We start from the raw sequence: 14980 nt of genomic DNA on the forward strand, positions 1-14980 counted from the left end.
CATGGGGCCTCAGCGCTTGACGGGCATCCATGCCCGTCACCTCCCTCCGCAGTCCCTTCGCTCGGCCTCCTGAAGTCGCAATCGGCGGCGCCTGAACTATCGCGCGCTTAGAAGCAAAAGCCGAAGCAGGAGCAGGAGCAGGAGCAAGAGCAAGAGCAGCCAGGTTATGGCTGGGAGGCAATGGCCTTTTCGATGGCTGCCCGGAACGCTGGATCATCCGGCTTGGTCAGGCTGGAAAAGTTACCAATCACCTTGCCCTTGCGGTCTACCACGTACTTGTAGAAATTCCACTTCGGCGCACTGCTCTGGCTGGCCAGTTCCGCGAACAGCGGTATCGCATCCGCGCCCCGAACCGCCTGTGTCTTGGTCATGGTAAAGGTGACGCCATAGTTGGCATAACAAACCTTGGCAGTCTTTTCGCTATCGGCGTCCTCCTGCTTGAAGTCATTGGACGGCACGCCAAGCATTTCCAGGCCTTGCTCGTGATATTCCTTGTATGCCGCCTCAAGCCCCTCGAACTGCGGCGCAAAACCGCAGTAACTGGCCGTGTTGACCACCACCAGCGGCTTGCCGGCAAAGCGCTGGCACAGGTCCACCTGCCCCTTGCCCCGCAACTCTGGCAGGCTACCCTGCAACAACGCCGGGCAATCGGCAGCCCAGCTCGATGCGCCGGCAAGCAGGGCCAGCACCGGCACCATCAACCAATGTGCACGCATGACTCGTTTCTCCCGCAAGACAATCCCTGAACTTGCAGGGTAGCGCCTAACAAACACTCATGCCCAGCTGCATCAGCGCCATCCCACCCTTGTGCCAGCCCCACCACACCAGCGCCAACAGCAACAGGGCGGCGACGGCCAGTAGCCCTCGAGCCAGGTAGCGGTTCATGCGGCCTGGGCCTGCAGGCGGGCGACCGGGCGTTCGCGCACGGGCCAGTTGAGGGCGGCAGCCAGCAGGCTGAGCAGGATGGAAATCTGCCAGACCAGGTCGTAGCTGCCGGTGCGGTCATACACCACCCCGCCCAACCAGCCGCCCAGGAAGGCGCCCAGCTGGTGGAACAGGAAGACGATACCGCCAAGCATGGACAGGTTGCGCACGCCGAACACAGTGGCCACCGTGCCGTTGGTCAACGGCACCGTGGACAACCACAGCAGGCCCATGGCGATGCCGAACAGGTAAGCGCTGACTTCAGTCACCGGCGCCCAGAGGAACAGCACGATCACTACCGCACGCAGCAGGTACAGCCCGGTCAGCAGGCGCGGCTTGGACATGCGCCCGCCCAGCCAGCCAGCGGTGAAGGTACCGACGATATTGAACAGGCCTACCAGCGCCAGCACCGTTGTGCCGGTGGTCGCGGCCAGGTGCTGGTCGACCAGGTAGGCCGGCAGGTGCACGCCAATGAACACCACCTGGAAACCACAAACGAAAAAGCCCAGCGCCAGCAACCAGAAGCCGGAGTGCGAGCACGCCTCGCGCAAGGCCTGACCCAGGGTCTGTTCGGCACCATGGGTGGGCAGCGGCCGGTCGCGCAGCAGGCCGACGAAGGGCACGATCAGCGCCACCATCAGGCCCAGTACCAGCAACGCTGCGGACCAGCCCAGCCACTGGATCAGGCCGAGGGTGCCCGGCAACATGGCGAACTGGCCGAAAGAACCGGCAGCGCTGGCAATGCCCATGGCCATGCTGCGCTTCTCCGCCGGCACGGCACGCCCGACCACGCCGAGGATGACCGAGAACGAGGTGCCGGACAGGCCGATGCCGATCAGCAAGCCGGCACTCAGCGACAACGACCAGGCCGAGTCGGCCATGCCCATCAGCACCAACCCGGCAGCGTAGAGAATACCGCCAATGATCACCACCCGCGCCGCGCCCATGCGGTCGGCCAGGGCGCCGGCGAACGGTTGCGCCAACCCCCAGATCAGGTTCTGCAAGGCAATGGCGAAGGCGAACACCTCACGCCCCCAGCCGAAGTCGGCGCTCATAGGCGCCAGGAACAGGCCAAAGCCGTGCCGTACACCCAGGGATAGCGCCAGGATCAGCGCTGCCCCCACCAATACCCACCCGCTGGTTCGCCACACCGAAGTCATTGTCGTTATCTCCAGCACATCGCAAGGTTTTACGGGTATATACCCGCTTATAGTCGTATCAAATCAAGCCAGCTGGTTCAGCAAACGCACCAGTTCATCCCGCTGCCCTGCCCCCAGCCGCTCCACCAGTTCGGCCTGAGCCTGTTCCCAGGCCGGATGGGCAGTGCGCAGCAGCTGGGTACCGGCCTCGGTCAGCAGCACCACGCGGTTGCGCTGATCGTCACCATCGGCCAAGGCCACCAGCCCTTCAGCCTCCAGCACCCGCAGGTTGCGGCCCAGGGTACTACGTTCCAGGCCCATGGCCTCCGCCAGGGTGGTGATACTGGGGCGATCGAGGCGCTGCAGATGACGCAACAGGGAAAACTGGGCGACATTGACCCCGAAGCCGGCAAGGGCCTCGTCGTAATGCCGGCTCACCCCACGGGCAGCACGACGCAGATGGGTGCAGATGCATTCACTGGTCAACATGGATACGTGTATATACCCGCGTCATGTGTGTTGCAAGAGATTTCACGATTACCGACGCCCCTCAGCCCTGATGCCTGTCAGATAGCGTTAATGGGGCTGCTACGCAGCCCATCGCCGGCAAGCCAGCTCCCACAGGTACAGCGACAACCTCGAGAGCAACGCTGTACCTGTGGGAACTGGCTTGCCGGCGATGGGCCGCAAAGCGGCCCCCAATTACTTAACCCGGTTCAAGCGCCGGCGAATCGGCTCGAACTCTACTGTAGCCTTGCGCACCAGCGGGTCTGGAGCGCCCTGCTCGATTGCCTGCCAATAGCGCCACGGCACCTTGGCCGAGCCCAGTTCGTAGTCCATGCCGTCCCAGTTATCTTCCCGGAAGCTGTAGAAGGCCCAGTGCAACCGGTGGCGATCCAGCACGCTGAGCACGTCTTCCAGGTATTGCCGGCAGCCCGGCAGCCTGCGCATACAGCCGAACTCGCCCACCACCAACCGCGAGCGAGGCACGTTCATGGCCGCGGCCCAGTCCAGCGGCTGGCGCAGGTATTGCGCCACACGCTGGCCATCCCACTGCTGCGTCTGCCCCGCGAACGGTGCCGGGCCGGGATAGGCGATGGGTTGCTTGCGCGTCATGTTCGGTGCACTGGTCACCAGATAGGGTTCGTACATGTGCACGCTGTACAGCACTCGCTGGTCTTCCAGAGGTGCCGGCCAGTAACCGAAGGCGTCGGCGGCGGCGAACCAGCCGGCATCGAGCATGACCGGCGTGTCCGCGTCCTCCTCGCGAATGGCCGCTATCAACTGCCGATACAGGGCCGGCAGATCACGCGCACTGCCCTGCTGCCGTGCATACCACTGCTGCATTTGCCCAGGGTCGGCATGCTCGGCCAGGCCACCTTGTTTCTCCGGCGCAGGCTCGTTGATCAGGTTGTAGGCTGCGATGGCCGGGTGACCTTTCAGCTCACGGGCCAGATCCCGCCAGAAGGCCTCAGCCTGCAACCAGTAGCGTTTGTCCTGCCAGAGGCGGTCGTCGAACTGGCCCTGGTTGTTTTGCGACCAGCGCATGCCGGGTAGCGAGAGCGGTGCGATGACCACCTTGAGGCCGGCCTGATGGGCGCGGTCGAGGGTGGCTCGCAGCTTGGCCAGGTCAGCCGCAGGCAGGCCTTGGTAGGCATCGGCATCGCCGAGGAGGAAGTCGCGTTCCGCCGGCTGCCATTTGTCGTAGGACAGCCGCACCCAGGTCGCGCCATAACCGCTCAAGGCGTCGAAGTAGGCTTGATCAGGCGGCAGCCGGTTGAAGCTGTTGCCACCGTGGCGGGGGGTGTTCCAGAAAGCCATGAGATCGGCTGCCATGGCAGCAGGCCCCATGGCCAGCAAAAACGCAGCGAGAATGACATGACGCATGGTGCCGACACTCCTCGACAGTTTGCGGGAGGGGCAAGCATACGCCAGTGAAAAGATGCCGGTTCTCGCTGAGTTTTTCAGGAATTTACCGACACGTTAGGCTCAGAAACGCCCTACAGAAACATCCTGCTTGCGCGGTCACTTGTAGGAGCGGCCTTGTGTCGCGAAAGGGCTGCAAAGCAGCCCCGGCAATTTATGCTCTAACGCTGAAATCGTGGGGCTGCTTTGCAGCCCTTTCGCGACACAAGGCTGCTCCTACAGGGTCCAGAGCAAGGCTCAGAGGCCCAACGCCAACCCCAGCACCACGGCCAGTTCGAGCAACTCCAGCATTGCACCAGCGGTATCGCCGGTAGTCCCGCCCAGGCGCCGGCACATCAGTTGTCGCAACCAGGCAAACACCGCCAACGCCAGCACCACGACCCACCCGCCCAGGACCAGGCAAAAAAGCACACAGCCCAGCAGCACCCAGCCGGCCGTATGCCGGGGCAGGTGCTCGGCCAGCGCTTGCCCCAAACCACCCTGCCGTACATAAGGCGTACTCAGGAACAACCCAAGCATCGCCGCCCGCCCGATCAACGGTGCCAGTAGCAACTGCGCGCCAATGCCCTGCTCGACCAGCACCCACAACGCGCAGAACTTCAGCAACAGCACCAGCACCAGGGTCACCACGGCAATCGGCCCGCTACGCGGGTCTTTCATGATCAGCAGGGTGCGTTCGCGGTCACCGAAACCACCCAGCCAAGCGTCGGCGCTGTCCGCCAGGCCATCCAGATGCAAGGCGCCACTGAGCAACACCCACAACGTCAGCAGCAGGGCCGCGTGCAGCGGTGTCGGCGTGCCCTCCAGCAGGTGGCTGGCCAGCCACAGCAACAGGCCGAACAGCAACCCGACCAGCGGGTAGCAGAGCAGCGAGCGCCCCACCTCGCGCGGCGCCGGCATGCCCGGCAGACTCACCGGCAGGCTGCTGAGAAACTGCAAGGCAATCCACAACGGCAACATTTCAGCGTCCCTCGACCAACTGGCCGTCGTCACCCGGCACCAATCGCATCAGCGCAGCGTGGCCGACTTCGACCTGCAGCAACTGCGCCCTCGGCAAACCACGGGCACGGGCCAGCAGCAACCGCATCACGCCGCCATGGGTGACCAGCAGCACACGCTTGCCAGCATGCTGATGGCTCAGGCGCTCGACAGCCGCCAGCACACGCTCGGCGAACGCCTCGACCGGCTCGCCATTGGGCGGTGTAAACGCGTAAGGGTCCGCCCAGAAGCGCCCCAGCGCGTCCGCCTGGTCTTCCATGATCTGCGCCGCACTACGGCCTTCCCAGTCGCCAAAATGCAGCTCCTGCAACGCCGCTTCGCGCTGTATCGGCAGGTTCAGCCGCTCGCCCAGTTCCTCGGCAAAACGCGCACAGCGCTGCAGCGGCGAACTGACCAGCACCTCCCACGGGCCGGCTTCGGCCACGGCGCCACGCATCTGCGCCCAGCCCTTGTCGGTCAAGGCATCATCAAGGCTGCCACGCAGGCCGCCCTGTTCCGTTTCGCCATGGCGCAGCAGGTCGAGGATCATGCCGGGCGGTCCGCCACCGCAGCCTCGGCGAAGGTCGCCATCTGCCCGTGCAGCGCACAGGCCAGGCGCAACAGCGGTACGGCCAGGGCAGCCCCACTGCCCTCGCCCAGGCGCAGGCCCAGGGCCAGCAACGGCTCGGCCTGCAACGCGTCGAGCAAGGCTTTGTGCCCGGGTTCTGCGCCTTGGTGGGCGAACAGCAACCAGGCCCGGCACTGCGGGTTGAGGCGCACCGCCAGCAGCGCGGCGACACTGCAGATGAAGCCGTCTACCAGCACCGCGATACCCGCCTGCGCACAGCCGATGTAGGCACCGGCCAGGGCCGCGATCTCGAAACCACCGACACAACCCAGTGCCTGCAATGGATCGTTGGCGCTCAGGCCATGCAGGCTCAGCGCCCGTTCGATGACCTCGGCCTTGTGCCGCACCCCGGCGTGGTCCAGGCCGGTACCCGGGCCACTCAACTCAGCCGGCGGGCAGCCCAGCAGGACGCTAGCCAAGGCAGCGGCAGCCGAGGTGTTGCCAATACCCATCTCGCCACCGATGAACAGCTGCGCGCCCTGTTCGGCGGCGCGCAGGGCACTATCGCGACCAGCCTGCAGTGCGGCCTGCAGTTGGCTCTCGGTCATTGCTGGCTGGCGGGCGAAGTTGGCGGTACCAGCGCCCAGGCGCAGATGGCGCACGCCAGGCAGTTCCAGGTGCGGGTCGATGGTGCCCAGGTCGACCACTTCCAGGCTTGCCTGCAGCTGGCGCGCCAGCACGCTGATTGCCGCGCCACCACCGACGAAGTTGCGCAGCATCTGCCCGGTCACCGCTTGCGGGTAGGCCGAGATACCTTCCTCGACCACACCGTGGTCACCGGCAAAAATGCTGATTGCGGCGTTATCCAAGGTCGGCCGTTCACACCCCTGCAGGCCGGCCAGCTGAATGGCCAAACCTTCCAGTTGGCCGAGCGAACCGGCAGGTTTGGTCAGCTGCTGCTGACGGGCGCGGGCCTGGTCCATGGCGGCGTTGTCGAGGGGTTGGCAGGCGTCACGCCACCAGGCTTGGGTCATAGTGCAGGTCCTTTGAGCATTAGGGGCAGGCCGGCCACGGTCAGCACCACGCGCTGACAGCGTTCGGCCACGGCCTGGTGCAGCCAGCCGGCCAGGTCGACATAGCGCCGGGTCAGCTCGCCCATGGGCACGACGCCCAGGCCGGTTTCGTTACTGACCAGAATGACCGTGCCCGGCAACTGTTCCAGGCAGGCCAGCAGCGCATCACGCTCCTCGGCCAGGCGCTGGTCGTCTTCGAGCATCAGCAGGTTGGTCAGCCACAGGGTCAGGCAATCCACCAGCAGGCAGCGCCCTTCGGCCGCTTCGGCGCGCAGTACCGAGGCCAGGGCCAGGGGTTCTTCGATCAGCCCCCAGTCATTAGGGCGACGCTGGCGGTGCAGCAGCACGCGTTGGTTCATTTCACCATCCAGCGGCTGGCTGGTGGCGATATAGGTCACCGGCAGGCCACTGGCGCTGGCCAGCTGTTCGGCCAGGCGGCTCTTGCCCGAGCGGGCGCCACCGAGGATCAGGTTGAGCATGTCAGGCCACCCCACAGAGCTGGCGCAGGCGCGCGGTGTCCAGGTGCTTTTCCACCAGGTCGGCCAGGCGCTCGATATCGCGTTCGCGCAGGGCCTGGTAATCGACGGCCTGCACATCATCCAGCCCAGCCCAGCGCAGCAGCGCCGCGCACGACTGGCTGCCTTCGAACAGGCCGTGCAGGTAGGTGGCAAGTATCTGGCCATCAGCGCTGACAGCACCATCGCAACGGCCATCGGCAAGTTGCACGGCTGGCTGCTCCAGGGCAGGCCCCGTGGTGACGCCGGCATGAATTTCATAACCGGCAACCGGGACTGCCTCCAGGTTCAGCGTGCCGGCAACGTTGCGCAGTTGCTTCTCGGCTTCGAGCACCGTGGCGTAATCGAGCAGGCCAAGCCCCGGGCTGGAGCCAGCGGCCCCTTCGAGACCAAGCGGGTCATGCACTTCGCGGCCCAGCATCTGCAGGCCACCGCAGATCCCGATCAGCTTGCCGCCATAGCGCAGGTGCCGGTCGATGGCCTTGTCCCAACCGCGCTCACGCAGTTGCGCCAGGTCGCCGCGCACACTCTTGGAACCCGGCAGGATGATCAGGTCGGCGGCCGGGATCGGCTGGCCCGGGCCGATGAACTGCAGGTCCACCTGGGGGTGCAGGCGCAGTGGGTCAAAGTCTGTGTGGTTGCTGATACGCGGCAGCACCGGGACGATCACCTTGAGCACGCGCTCGGCCTTTGCCCCCTGGCGTGCGTCGATGCCGTCTTCGGCTTCCAGATGCAGGTCGTTAACATACGGCAGCACGCCCAGTACCGGTTTGCCGGTGCGCTGCTCCAGCCAGTCCAGCCCCGGCTGCAGCAAGGCGATGTCGCCGCGGAAGCGGTTGATGACAAAGCCCTTTACCCGCGCCTGCTCACTGGGCGACAGCAGTTCCAGGGTGCCGACCAGATGGGCGAACACACCACCACGATTGATGTCGGCAACCAGGATCACCGGGCAGTCCACCGCTTCGGCAAAGCCCATGTTGGCGATGTCACCGGCACGCAGGTTGATCTCCGCCGGCGAGCCCGCGCCTTCGACCATGACCACCGGCCAGGCGGCGCTCAGGCGCTGGTGCGAGGCCAGCACCGCCTGCATGGCGATGGCCTTGTAGTCGTGGTAGGCCACCGCGTTCATGCTGGTGACGGCACGGCCATGGATGATCACCTGGGCCCCAGTGTCGCTGTTGGGCTTGAGCAGCACCGGATTCATGTCGGTGTGCGGTTGCAGCCGGCAGGCCTGGGCCTGCACTGCCTGGGCCCGGCCGATTTCACCGCCGTCGGCGGTCACCGCGCTGTTCAGCGCCATGTTCTGCGGCTTGAACGGCACCACGCCGACGCCCTGGCGCAACAGCCAGCGGCACAGTGCGGTCACCAGCGTGCTCTTGCCGGCGTCGGAGGTGGTGCCTTGCACCATGAGGGTGGTCATGCCGTTTCCTTCTGATAGGCCGCCAGGGCCTGGGCCAGGCGCTGTTCGTCCGCCGCATGGGCAGGCAGCCCAAGGCGTACCGCCGGCGGGTGCTCGAACAGCCGCACCAGGATGCCGCGGCGGGCAAGAAAGTCATGCAGTTGCGCAGCGTGCTCGCTGCGTACGTACTGGAACAGGTCGCAACCACCGCTGGGCACCAGGCCGGCACTGCGCAACAGCATAGCCAGCCGCTGGCTGGCGGCAGCGCAGCGTTCGACCTGCACACGCTGGGCGGCGTGGTCGGCCAGGCTGGCCTGGGCCAGCACCCGGGTCGGGCCATTGACGGTCCACGGCCCAAGCAACTCGGCCAGGCGCAGCAGCAGGCTGCGTTCGGCGGCAACGAACCCCAGGCGCACGCCGGCCAGGCCGAAGAACTTGCCGAACGAGCGCAGCACGATCAGCCCCGGGCGCTCGGCACAATCGATCACGCTTTGCGCCGGGGTGTTGTCCATGAACGCTTCGTCGACCAGCAGCCAACCACCGCGGGCGGCCAGGCGCGTATGCCAATCCAGCAGGCGTTCACGCGGCACCCGGCGGCCGGTGGGGTTGTTGGGGTTGACCAGCACCAGTACGTCGAGGCTGTCGAGCGTCGCCTCGACCTGTGCTTCGTCCAGCTCAAGCAACTGGTGCCCCGCCCGTTGCCAGGCGTATGGGTGCTCGGCATAGCATGGCGTCAACACCCCTACCCGGCCGGCTGCGCGCAGCAGCGGCAATGCCTGGATCGCGGCCTGGGAACCGGCCACCGCCAGCAATTGGCGGGCGCCGTAATACGCACGCGCGGCGTCCTCCAGGCCGTCCTCGGTCTCCGGCAGGCGCGCCCAGGCCTCCACGGGAATCGGTGGAATCGGGAAAGGCCATGGCGCAATGCCGCTGGACAAGTCGAGCCACTGCTCGCGAGCAATGCCGTATTGCCGTACCGCCCGCAGCAGGCGGCCTCCGTGTTCAAGCATTGATATAGGCCCCCAGGCAGATCACCAGCAGCCACAGCCATACGCCGCGCTGCACCAGGCCCCAGCCGCGCTCGATGGCGTCCGCGTCGGCCATTGGCCCGTCACCCAGGCGTGGCCGCTCATGCAGCTCGCCGTGGTACACCGCCGGGCCACCGAGTTCCACACCTAACGCACCAGCACCGGCGGCCATCACCGGCCCGGCATTGGGGCTGTCCCACAGCGGGCCCTGCTTGCGCCAGCAGGCCAGGGCCAGGCGCGTCTTGCCCAGCAGCGCGTAGGTCAACGCCACCAGCCTGGCGGGAATATAGTTGAGCACATCGTCGACGCGCGCCGCGCACCAGCCGAAGCGTTCGAAGCGCTCGTTGCGGTAGCCCCACATGGCGTCCAGGGTGTTGCTCAGGCGGTACAGCACCACGCCCGGCGCGCCGGCGACCACGAACCAGAACAGCGCGGCGAATACCGCATCGCTGCCATTCTCCAGCACCGACTCGGTGGCCGCCCGGGCCACCGCAGGTTCGTCCAGTTCGCGGGTTTCGCGGCTGACCAGGTAGCCCACGCGGCGCCGCGCTTCTTGCAGGTCACCCTGGCGCAAGGCACTGGCTACCGGCAACACGTGTTCGCCCAGGCTGCGCAGCCCGACGGCGCAGTACAGCGCCAGCACGTCGACCAGCCAGCCGATATACGGCAGCCAGGAGAGGATCAGTGCCACCAGGGTAAGCGGCACCACGGCCAGGAACCATGCGCTCACCCCGTGGCTGCGCCAGCCGCGCCCACCGGCATTCAGGCGGCGCTCGAGGTTACCGGCCATGTTGCCGAAGGCTACCAGCGGATGGCGCCGCTGCGGTTCGCCCAGCAAGGCATCCAGGGCCACCCCGGCCACAGTCAGCAAGGCCACGCTCATTGGCGCTCTCCCCATTGGTTCTCAAAGAGCATTTCACTCAAGGGCCGTTCCTCGGCCCAGTTTTCCAGCACCAGCATCGGTGCCGGGTAGAACTCGGTCACCGGCCCCAGGCACAGCACCGCGACCGGCTTGGCCCCGGCCGGCATGCCCAGCAGCGCCGCCAGCGCCTGCGGGTCGAACAGCGACACCCAGCCCATGCCCAGGCCTTCGCCACGGGCTGCCAGCCACAGGTTCTGGATGGCGCAGGCCAGCGAGGCCAGGTCCATTTCCGGCAGGGTGCGGCGGCCGAAGATATGCGGCTCGCGATTGTCCATCAGGGCGGCCACCAGCAACTCGGCGCAGTCGTTGATGCCTTCCACCTTCAGCTTCATGAAGGCGTCGGAGCGTTCGCCCAAGGCTTCGGCGGTACGCACCCGCTCTGCTTCCACCAAGGCCTGGATGCGCGCACGCAGGTCTCGCTGGGTGATGCGGATGAAACGCCAGGGCTGCATCAGCCCGACGCTGGGCGCCTGGTGCGCGGCAGCCAACAGGCGGCCCAGCAGTTCCGGGGCTACCTCGCCACCGGCGAAATGGCGCATGTCACGGCGCTCGCCGATGGCCCGGTAGATCGCGGCGCGCTCGGCGTCGCTGTAGGCGTGTTCGCTCATGGTCGCAACAGCGCCGCCGCCGCATCCGGGTTGGAGGGGAAGTAGAAGTGCACGTAGGAAGCCGTCAGCCGACCCAGGCGGTACACCGCTTCGTTGCCACGCCCGCCATTGGGGCTCAGGCCACGGGCGATCGGCTCCAGTGCGGTAGTGGTCAGCGAATGGTGATAGGTGTGCCCGCGAAGGGTGCCTTCCGGTAGTTCCACTGCTTGCAAGGCCAGGGCAGCCAGGCGCTTCTGCATGGTCGCTTCGCCCGGCAGCAGGCCGAGCAGCTCGGCACGCTCGCCGGCCACGTCGGTCAGGGCATCGAGCAGATACAGCATGCCGCCGCACTCGGCCAGCAACGGTTTGCCCTGGGCGTGATGGGCACGGATCGCCTCGTTCATCGGCGCATTGCCGGCCAGGGCGTGGTGGTGCAGTTCGGGATAACCGCCCGGCAGGTACAGGCTGTCCACTGCTGGCAGTTCGCGGTCATGCAGCGGCGAGAAGAACTCCAGCTGTGCGCCCAGGTTGCGCAGCAGGTCGAGGTTGGCGCCATAGGTGAAGGCGAAGGCCTCGTCCCGCGCCACGCCAATGCGTACACCGGCCAACGAGGCAGCACTGGTTTGCGGCTCGGGTTCGGCAAAGGTCACTGGCGGCGGCAAGGCCGCATCGCAACTGGCGCCAAGCGCCTCGGCAGCGGCATCCAGGCGCGCGTCCAGGTCGTTCAGTTCGCTGGCCTGGACCAGCCCCAGGTGGCGGCTGGGCAGCTCGATACCGCGCTCGCGGGACAAGCCGCCATACCAGCGCAGGCCCTCGGTCAGGCTACCTTCCAGCAGTTGCGCGTGGCGCAGGCTGCCGACCCGGTTGGCCAACACACCGGCAAATGGCAGGTCCGCCTGGTAGCGTGCCAGGCCCAGGGCCAGGGCGCCGAAGGTCTGGGCCATGGCCGTGCCGTCGATCACCGCCAGCACCGGCACGCCGAAGTGGCGTGCCAGGTCGGCGCTGGACGGCGTGCCGTCGAACAGCCCCATCACCCCTTCGATCAGGATCAGGTCGGCCTCGCCGGCGGCTTCCCACAGCAGGCGGCGGCTTTCCTCGGCGCCGATCATCCACAGGTCGAGCTGGTACACCGGCGCGCCGCTGGCCCGCTCGAGGATCATCGGGTCGAGAAAGTCGGGCCCGCACTTGAACACCCGCACCTTGCGCCCGAGGTTGCGGTGCAGGCGGGCCAGGGCGGCGGTGACGGTGGTCTTGCCCTGGCCAGAGGCCGGTGCCGCGATCAGCACGGCGGGGCAATGGCGCGGTCGGCTCACAGTTCCACGCCCTTCTGTGCGCGGATGCCGGCCTGGAAGGCGTGCTTGAGCATGCCCATCTCGGTCACGGTGTCGGCCAGCTCGATCATCTCGGGTTTCGCGGCACGGCCAGTGACGATCACATGCTGCATCGGTGGGCGGGCCTGGATGTCGGACAGCACCTGGTCAAGGTCGAGGTAGCCGTGCTTGAGGGCGATGTTCAGTTCATCGAGCACTACGAACTGCACGCTAGGGTCTTGCAGCAACTGGCGCGACACGGCCCAGGCCGCTTCGGCGGCGGCAATGTCGCGCTGGCGGTCCTGGGTTTCCCAGGTAAAGCCCTCGCCCATCACGTGGTAGCGCACCTGCTCGGGGAAGCGGCGGAAGAACAGCTCTTCGCCGGTGCTGTTGCGGCCCTTGATGAACTGCACCACACCGCACTGCATGCCATGGCCCAGGGCGCGCGCGAGCATACCGAAGGCCGAGCTGCTCTTGCCTTTGCCATTGCCGGTCAGCACCAGCAGCAGGCCGCATTCGTTGGGGGAATTGGCGATGCGTTCGTCGATGATCGCCTTCTTGCGCTGCATGCGCGCCAGGTGGCGTTCGTCGCGTTCGGTGGATTCGCTCATCAGGGTTCTCCGCTGGCTGGCGCCACGGCAACGCGCGGCGACAGGTAAAAGGCGGGCAGACGGAGAACGCGCAGGGGCCGTGGCCGTACGCCACGGTGCACCGCGCATCACCCTCCGTGATGCCGTTGGCAGTATCAGGCCGGTCTCCGGGCTTGTGAGCGGGCCTTGGCCCAGGCCTGCGCGCCTTCCCGGGTGCTGGCACCCAGTGGCCCTGCGCGGCCGCGACTCACCTACCGTTGCGGGGGCAGCGCCGGAATCGCGCCATGCTGGCACCCACCGGCTTCCCAGTTTCACCCTGCCCAGTCGGGGCTGGCAGGGCACCTGAAACACGCGCGAAGGTTAGAGGGTTGCACCGGGAGCGTCAATCGAAGCGGGCCGCTTTGCAGTCGAACAGGCACCGCCCGGGTAATGGCCAATTCACCTGGTTGTGCCACACTGAATACAGTGATATCACGTAGCCATCACTTTCAGCTGAACGCGATCACAACGATAACAGGAGAGCGCAGCATGCGAGGCCAGATCATCAACAACCCGCGCCTGGAGTTTCTCGCCCCGGTGCTGGAGCGCTGGGGCGACTGTATCGACCGCTTCATCCAGTTTACCGGCGATGCCGAAGCACCTTACTGGCATGGCGCCGCGGCCAATACCGGGCTGCTTGCCGCAGCGGCGTGGCAGGCCGAACTAGCGGCGCTGCAGCAGTTTGCCGGCAAGAAGCAGCGCGACGAAGGCGAAAACGAAGGGCGCTGCGACCTGTCGATCAGTAGTGCCGATGAAGCGCTGTACCTCAGTGTCAGCCAGCGCTGGCCAAAAGTTGCCCGGCTGGACATGGCCGACGCCCTGCAGCAGACCGCCGCCCTCGCGCGCCAGGTGGCCTACCCCAGCCAGTTGAAAGCAGGGGCGCTGTTCATCAGCCCGTGGAAGGCTGGCCAGCATGCCAGCCCCGAGGAACTGCAGGACCTGGTCGACGATCTGCAGAAACATACCGCCTGTGCCATCGCCTGGTACTTCCCGTATGCCTATCGCAAGTTGCACAACGAACTGGGGCAGTATTTCCCGGGGGTGGCGTTGTTGCTCAAGCAGGCTTGAAGCAACTTCGGCTCGGGCCGGGACCGGAACGCGTTAGCAAGCGCGACGTGGTTTCTGTGGGAGCGGGCGTGCCCGCGAAGAATCCAACGCGGTGGCTGGCACCGGCTGCGCCGGTGTTCGCGGGCGCGCCCGCTCCCACAGAGCCCCTGCTAAACCTTTCAGTTATATGCGGCTCCGGTTTTGCCGTCTGTGTATTTCGATTCCTCGGTGGTCATTCAAGGCTCCTGTCATAGTGAAGCGACCACCGACCGCGGCTAAACAGTATGGTGGCAGCTGTACGTGGGTTAGCCGACCGGGACGTCAGGCACCCGGCGCACCCGCAGGTGCCCCACGCACAGCCGCCATAAGGCGCCAATGCCGATTACTCGGTATTGCTCGGCTGCGGTGTCTGACGATTTCGGGCGGCTAACCCGGTCATTGAAGGTCAACGACATGCCGAGACTAGAGACCGCATTTGGCGCGCGCAACGGAGAATAGGTGTTAAGAGTATCTTTGGGAAACGGCCTACAAGAAAGGTGTTAAATCTGATTCTTGGTCTCGCCCCCACGCCACCTTTGCAACAGCAGCGCATCTCACTGGCACATTGAGCCACCACCAGACCTGCTTGCTCTTGCTCTTGCTCTTGCTCTTGCTCTTGCTCTTGCTCTTGCTCTTGCTCTTGCTCTTGCTCTTGCTCTTGCTCTTGATCTTGATCTTGCTCTTGATCTTGCTCTTGATCTTGATCTTGATCTTGATCTTGATCTTGATCTTGATCTTGATCTTGATCTTGATCTTGATCTTGATCTTGATCTTCGCGACTTCAGGAGGCCGAGCAGAGGTCTTGCGGAGGGAGGTGACGGGCATGGATGCCCGTCAAGCGCTGAGGCCCCATGGATGGGGCCTGCAGCGCGTACTCCCGGGAGCAAGACCGGCGC

The 14980-nt window shown here is 65.8% G+C and carries 17 protein-coding genes and 1 riboswitch; of the genes, 1 reads left to right on the forward strand and 16 read right to left on the reverse strand.

The window, feature by feature from the left end; translation table 11 throughout:
• Window positions 1–164 precede the first annotated feature (164 nt).
• The 15 genes from CAG34_RS26955 to cobO form a co-directional block, all read right to left on the reverse strand.
• Entirely contained in the window at window positions 165–716 is a 552-nt protein-coding gene (locus CAG34_RS26955; protein ID WP_085593428.1) for a glutathione peroxidase, read from the reverse strand.
• Window positions 717–762: 46 nt separating this feature from the next.
• A complete protein-coding gene (locus CAG34_RS29300) occupies window positions 763–885 on the reverse strand; it encodes a hypothetical protein (RefSeq protein WP_075044023.1) in 123 nt (40 codons plus the stop codon).
• Window positions 882–2084, reverse strand: coding sequence for an MFS transporter (locus CAG34_RS26960; protein ID WP_025338033.1), 1203 nt, complete (start codon window positions 2082–2084; stop codon window positions 882–884). The genes CAG34_RS29300 and CAG34_RS26960 overlap by 4 nt, the downstream gene beginning before the upstream one ends.
• Before the next feature lie 63 nt (window positions 2085–2147).
• The gene (locus tag CAG34_RS26965; RefSeq protein ID WP_085593431.1) at window positions 2148–2552 is read right to left on the reverse strand and encodes a MarR family winged helix-turn-helix transcriptional regulator; all 405 of its coding nucleotides are present in this window, start codon (window positions 2550–2552) and stop codon (window positions 2148–2150) included.
• A gap of 213 nt (window positions 2553–2765) precedes the next feature.
• Window positions 2766–3884, reverse strand: coding sequence for a glycoside hydrolase family 5 protein (locus CAG34_RS26970; protein ID WP_178080905.1), 1119 nt, complete (start codon window positions 3882–3884; stop codon window positions 2766–2768).
• Between the two features lie 342 nt (window positions 3885–4226).
• Window positions 4227–4949, reverse strand: a complete 723-nt coding sequence (locus CAG34_RS26975; RefSeq protein ID WP_085593435.1) for an adenosylcobinamide-GDP ribazoletransferase — start codon at window positions 4947–4949, stop codon at window positions 4227–4229.
• A 1-nt stretch (window position 4950) separates the two neighbouring features.
• On the reverse strand, window positions 4951–5517 hold the full coding sequence (locus CAG34_RS26980) for a histidine phosphatase family protein (RefSeq protein ID WP_085593437.1): 567 nt from the start codon (window positions 5515–5517) through the stop codon (window positions 4951–4953).
• Entirely contained in the window at window positions 5514–6569 is a 1056-nt protein-coding gene (gene cobT / locus CAG34_RS26985) for a nicotinate-nucleotide--dimethylbenzimidazole phosphoribosyltransferase (protein ID WP_085593439.1), read from the reverse strand. Before cobT ends, CAG34_RS26980 begins: the two co-directional genes overlap by 4 nt.
• Window positions 6566–7087 (reverse strand): bifunctional adenosylcobinamide kinase/adenosylcobinamide-phosphate guanylyltransferase, encoded by a 522-nt coding sequence (cobU, locus tag CAG34_RS26990; RefSeq protein ID WP_085593441.1) that lies wholly within the window; start codon window positions 7085–7087, stop codon window positions 6566–6568. Before cobU ends, cobT begins: the two co-directional genes overlap by 4 nt.
• 1 nt (window position 7088) lies before the next feature.
• Window positions 7089–8543, reverse strand: coding sequence for a cobyric acid synthase (locus CAG34_RS26995; RefSeq protein WP_085593443.1), 1455 nt, complete (start codon window positions 8541–8543; stop codon window positions 7089–7091).
• Window positions 8540–9532, reverse strand: a complete 993-nt coding sequence (cobD, locus tag CAG34_RS27000; protein WP_085593445.1) for a threonine-phosphate decarboxylase CobD — start codon at window positions 9530–9532, stop codon at window positions 8540–8542. The genes CAG34_RS26995 and cobD overlap by 4 nt, the downstream gene beginning before the upstream one ends.
• Complete coding sequence (gene cbiB / locus CAG34_RS27005) at window positions 9525–10433, reverse strand: adenosylcobinamide-phosphate synthase CbiB (protein ID WP_085593447.1); 909 nt, start codon at window positions 10431–10433, stop codon at window positions 9525–9527. The genes cobD and cbiB overlap by 8 nt, the downstream gene beginning before the upstream one ends.
• Window positions 10430–11080: a 5,6-dimethylbenzimidazole synthase gene (bluB, locus tag CAG34_RS27010; RefSeq protein WP_085593449.1), complete on the reverse strand. Its 651-nt coding sequence runs from the start codon at window positions 11078–11080 to the stop codon at window positions 10430–10432. The genes cbiB and bluB overlap by 4 nt, the downstream gene beginning before the upstream one ends.
• The gene (locus tag CAG34_RS27015; protein WP_085593451.1) at window positions 11077–12372 is read right to left on the reverse strand and encodes a cobyrinate a,c-diamide synthase; all 1296 of its coding nucleotides are present in this window, start codon (window positions 12370–12372) and stop codon (window positions 11077–11079) included. Before CAG34_RS27015 ends, bluB begins: the two co-directional genes overlap by 4 nt.
• Window positions 12369–12980 (reverse strand): cob(I)yrinic acid a,c-diamide adenosyltransferase, encoded by a 612-nt coding sequence (gene cobO, locus CAG34_RS27020; protein ID WP_013971375.1) that lies wholly within the window; start codon window positions 12978–12980, stop codon window positions 12369–12371. Before cobO ends, CAG34_RS27015 begins: the two co-directional genes overlap by 4 nt.
• 119 nt (window positions 12981–13099) lie before the next feature.
• A riboswitch (cobalamin riboswitch) is annotated at window positions 13100–13320 on the reverse strand.
• A 167-nt stretch (window positions 13321–13487) separates the two neighbouring features.
• Here cobO and CAG34_RS27025 point away from each other — a divergent pair.
• Entirely contained in the window at window positions 13488–14066 is a 579-nt protein-coding gene (locus CAG34_RS27025) for a hypothetical protein (RefSeq protein WP_085593453.1), read from the forward strand.
• A 572-nt stretch (window positions 14067–14638) separates the two neighbouring features.
• Here CAG34_RS27025 and CAG34_RS28925 read toward each other — a convergent pair.
• On the reverse strand, window positions 14639–14980 hold a 342-nt coding region (locus CAG34_RS28925; RefSeq protein ID WP_218191912.1), incomplete at its 5' end, for a hypothetical protein.

The organism is Pseudomonas sp. B14(2017) (genome assembly GCF_002113255.1).
Lineage (GTDB): Bacteria > Pseudomonadota > Gammaproteobacteria > Pseudomonadales > Pseudomonadaceae > Aquipseudomonas > Aquipseudomonas putida_Z.

Coding starts and splice junctions, on each gene's coding strand:
- CAG34_RS26955 (WP_085593428.1), bottom strand. CDS start 716: ATGCGTGCACATTGGTTGATGGTGCCGGTGCTGGCCCTGCTTGCCGGC.
- CAG34_RS29300 (WP_075044023.1), bottom strand. CDS start 885: ATGAACCGCTACCTGGCTCGAGGGCTACTGGCCGTCGCCGCCCTGTTG.
- CAG34_RS26960 (WP_025338033.1), bottom strand. CDS start 2,084: ATGACTTCGGTGTGGCGAACCAGCGGGTGGGTATTGGTGGGGGCAGCG.
- CAG34_RS26965 (WP_085593431.1), bottom strand. CDS start 2,552: ATGTTGACCAGTGAATGCATCTGCACCCATCTGCGTCGTGCTGCCCGT.
- CAG34_RS26970 (WP_178080905.1), bottom strand. CDS start 3,884: ATGGCTTTCTGGAACACCCCCCGCCACGGTGGCAACAGCTTCAACCGG.
- CAG34_RS26975 (WP_085593435.1), bottom strand. CDS start 4,949: ATGTTGCCGTTGTGGATTGCCTTGCAGTTTCTCAGCAGCCTGCCGGTG.
- CAG34_RS26980 (WP_085593437.1), bottom strand. CDS start 5,517: ATGATCCTCGACCTGCTGCGCCATGGCGAAACGGAACAGGGCGGCCTG.
- cobT (WP_085593439.1), bottom strand. CDS start 6,569: ATGACCCAAGCCTGGTGGCGTGACGCCTGCCAACCCCTCGACAACGCC.
- cobU (WP_085593441.1), bottom strand. CDS start 7,087: ATGCTCAACCTGATCCTCGGTGGCGCCCGCTCGGGCAAGAGCCGCCTG.
- CAG34_RS26995 (WP_085593443.1), bottom strand. CDS start 8,543: ATGACCACCCTCATGGTGCAAGGCACCACCTCCGACGCCGGCAAGAGC.
- cobD (WP_085593445.1), bottom strand. CDS start 9,532: ATGCTTGAACACGGAGGCCGCCTGCTGCGGGCGGTACGGCAATACGGC.
- cbiB (WP_085593447.1), bottom strand. CDS start 10,433: ATGAGCGTGGCCTTGCTGACTGTGGCCGGGGTGGCCCTGGATGCCTTG.
- bluB (WP_085593449.1), bottom strand. CDS start 11,080: ATGAGCGAACACGCCTACAGCGACGCCGAGCGCGCCGCGATCTACCGG.
- cobO (WP_013971375.1), bottom strand. CDS start 12,980: ATGAGCGAATCCACCGAACGCGACGAACGCCACCTGGCGCGCATGCAG.
- CAG34_RS27025 (WP_085593453.1), top strand. CDS start 13,488: ATGCGAGGCCAGATCATCAACAACCCGCGCCTGGAGTTTCTCGCCCCG.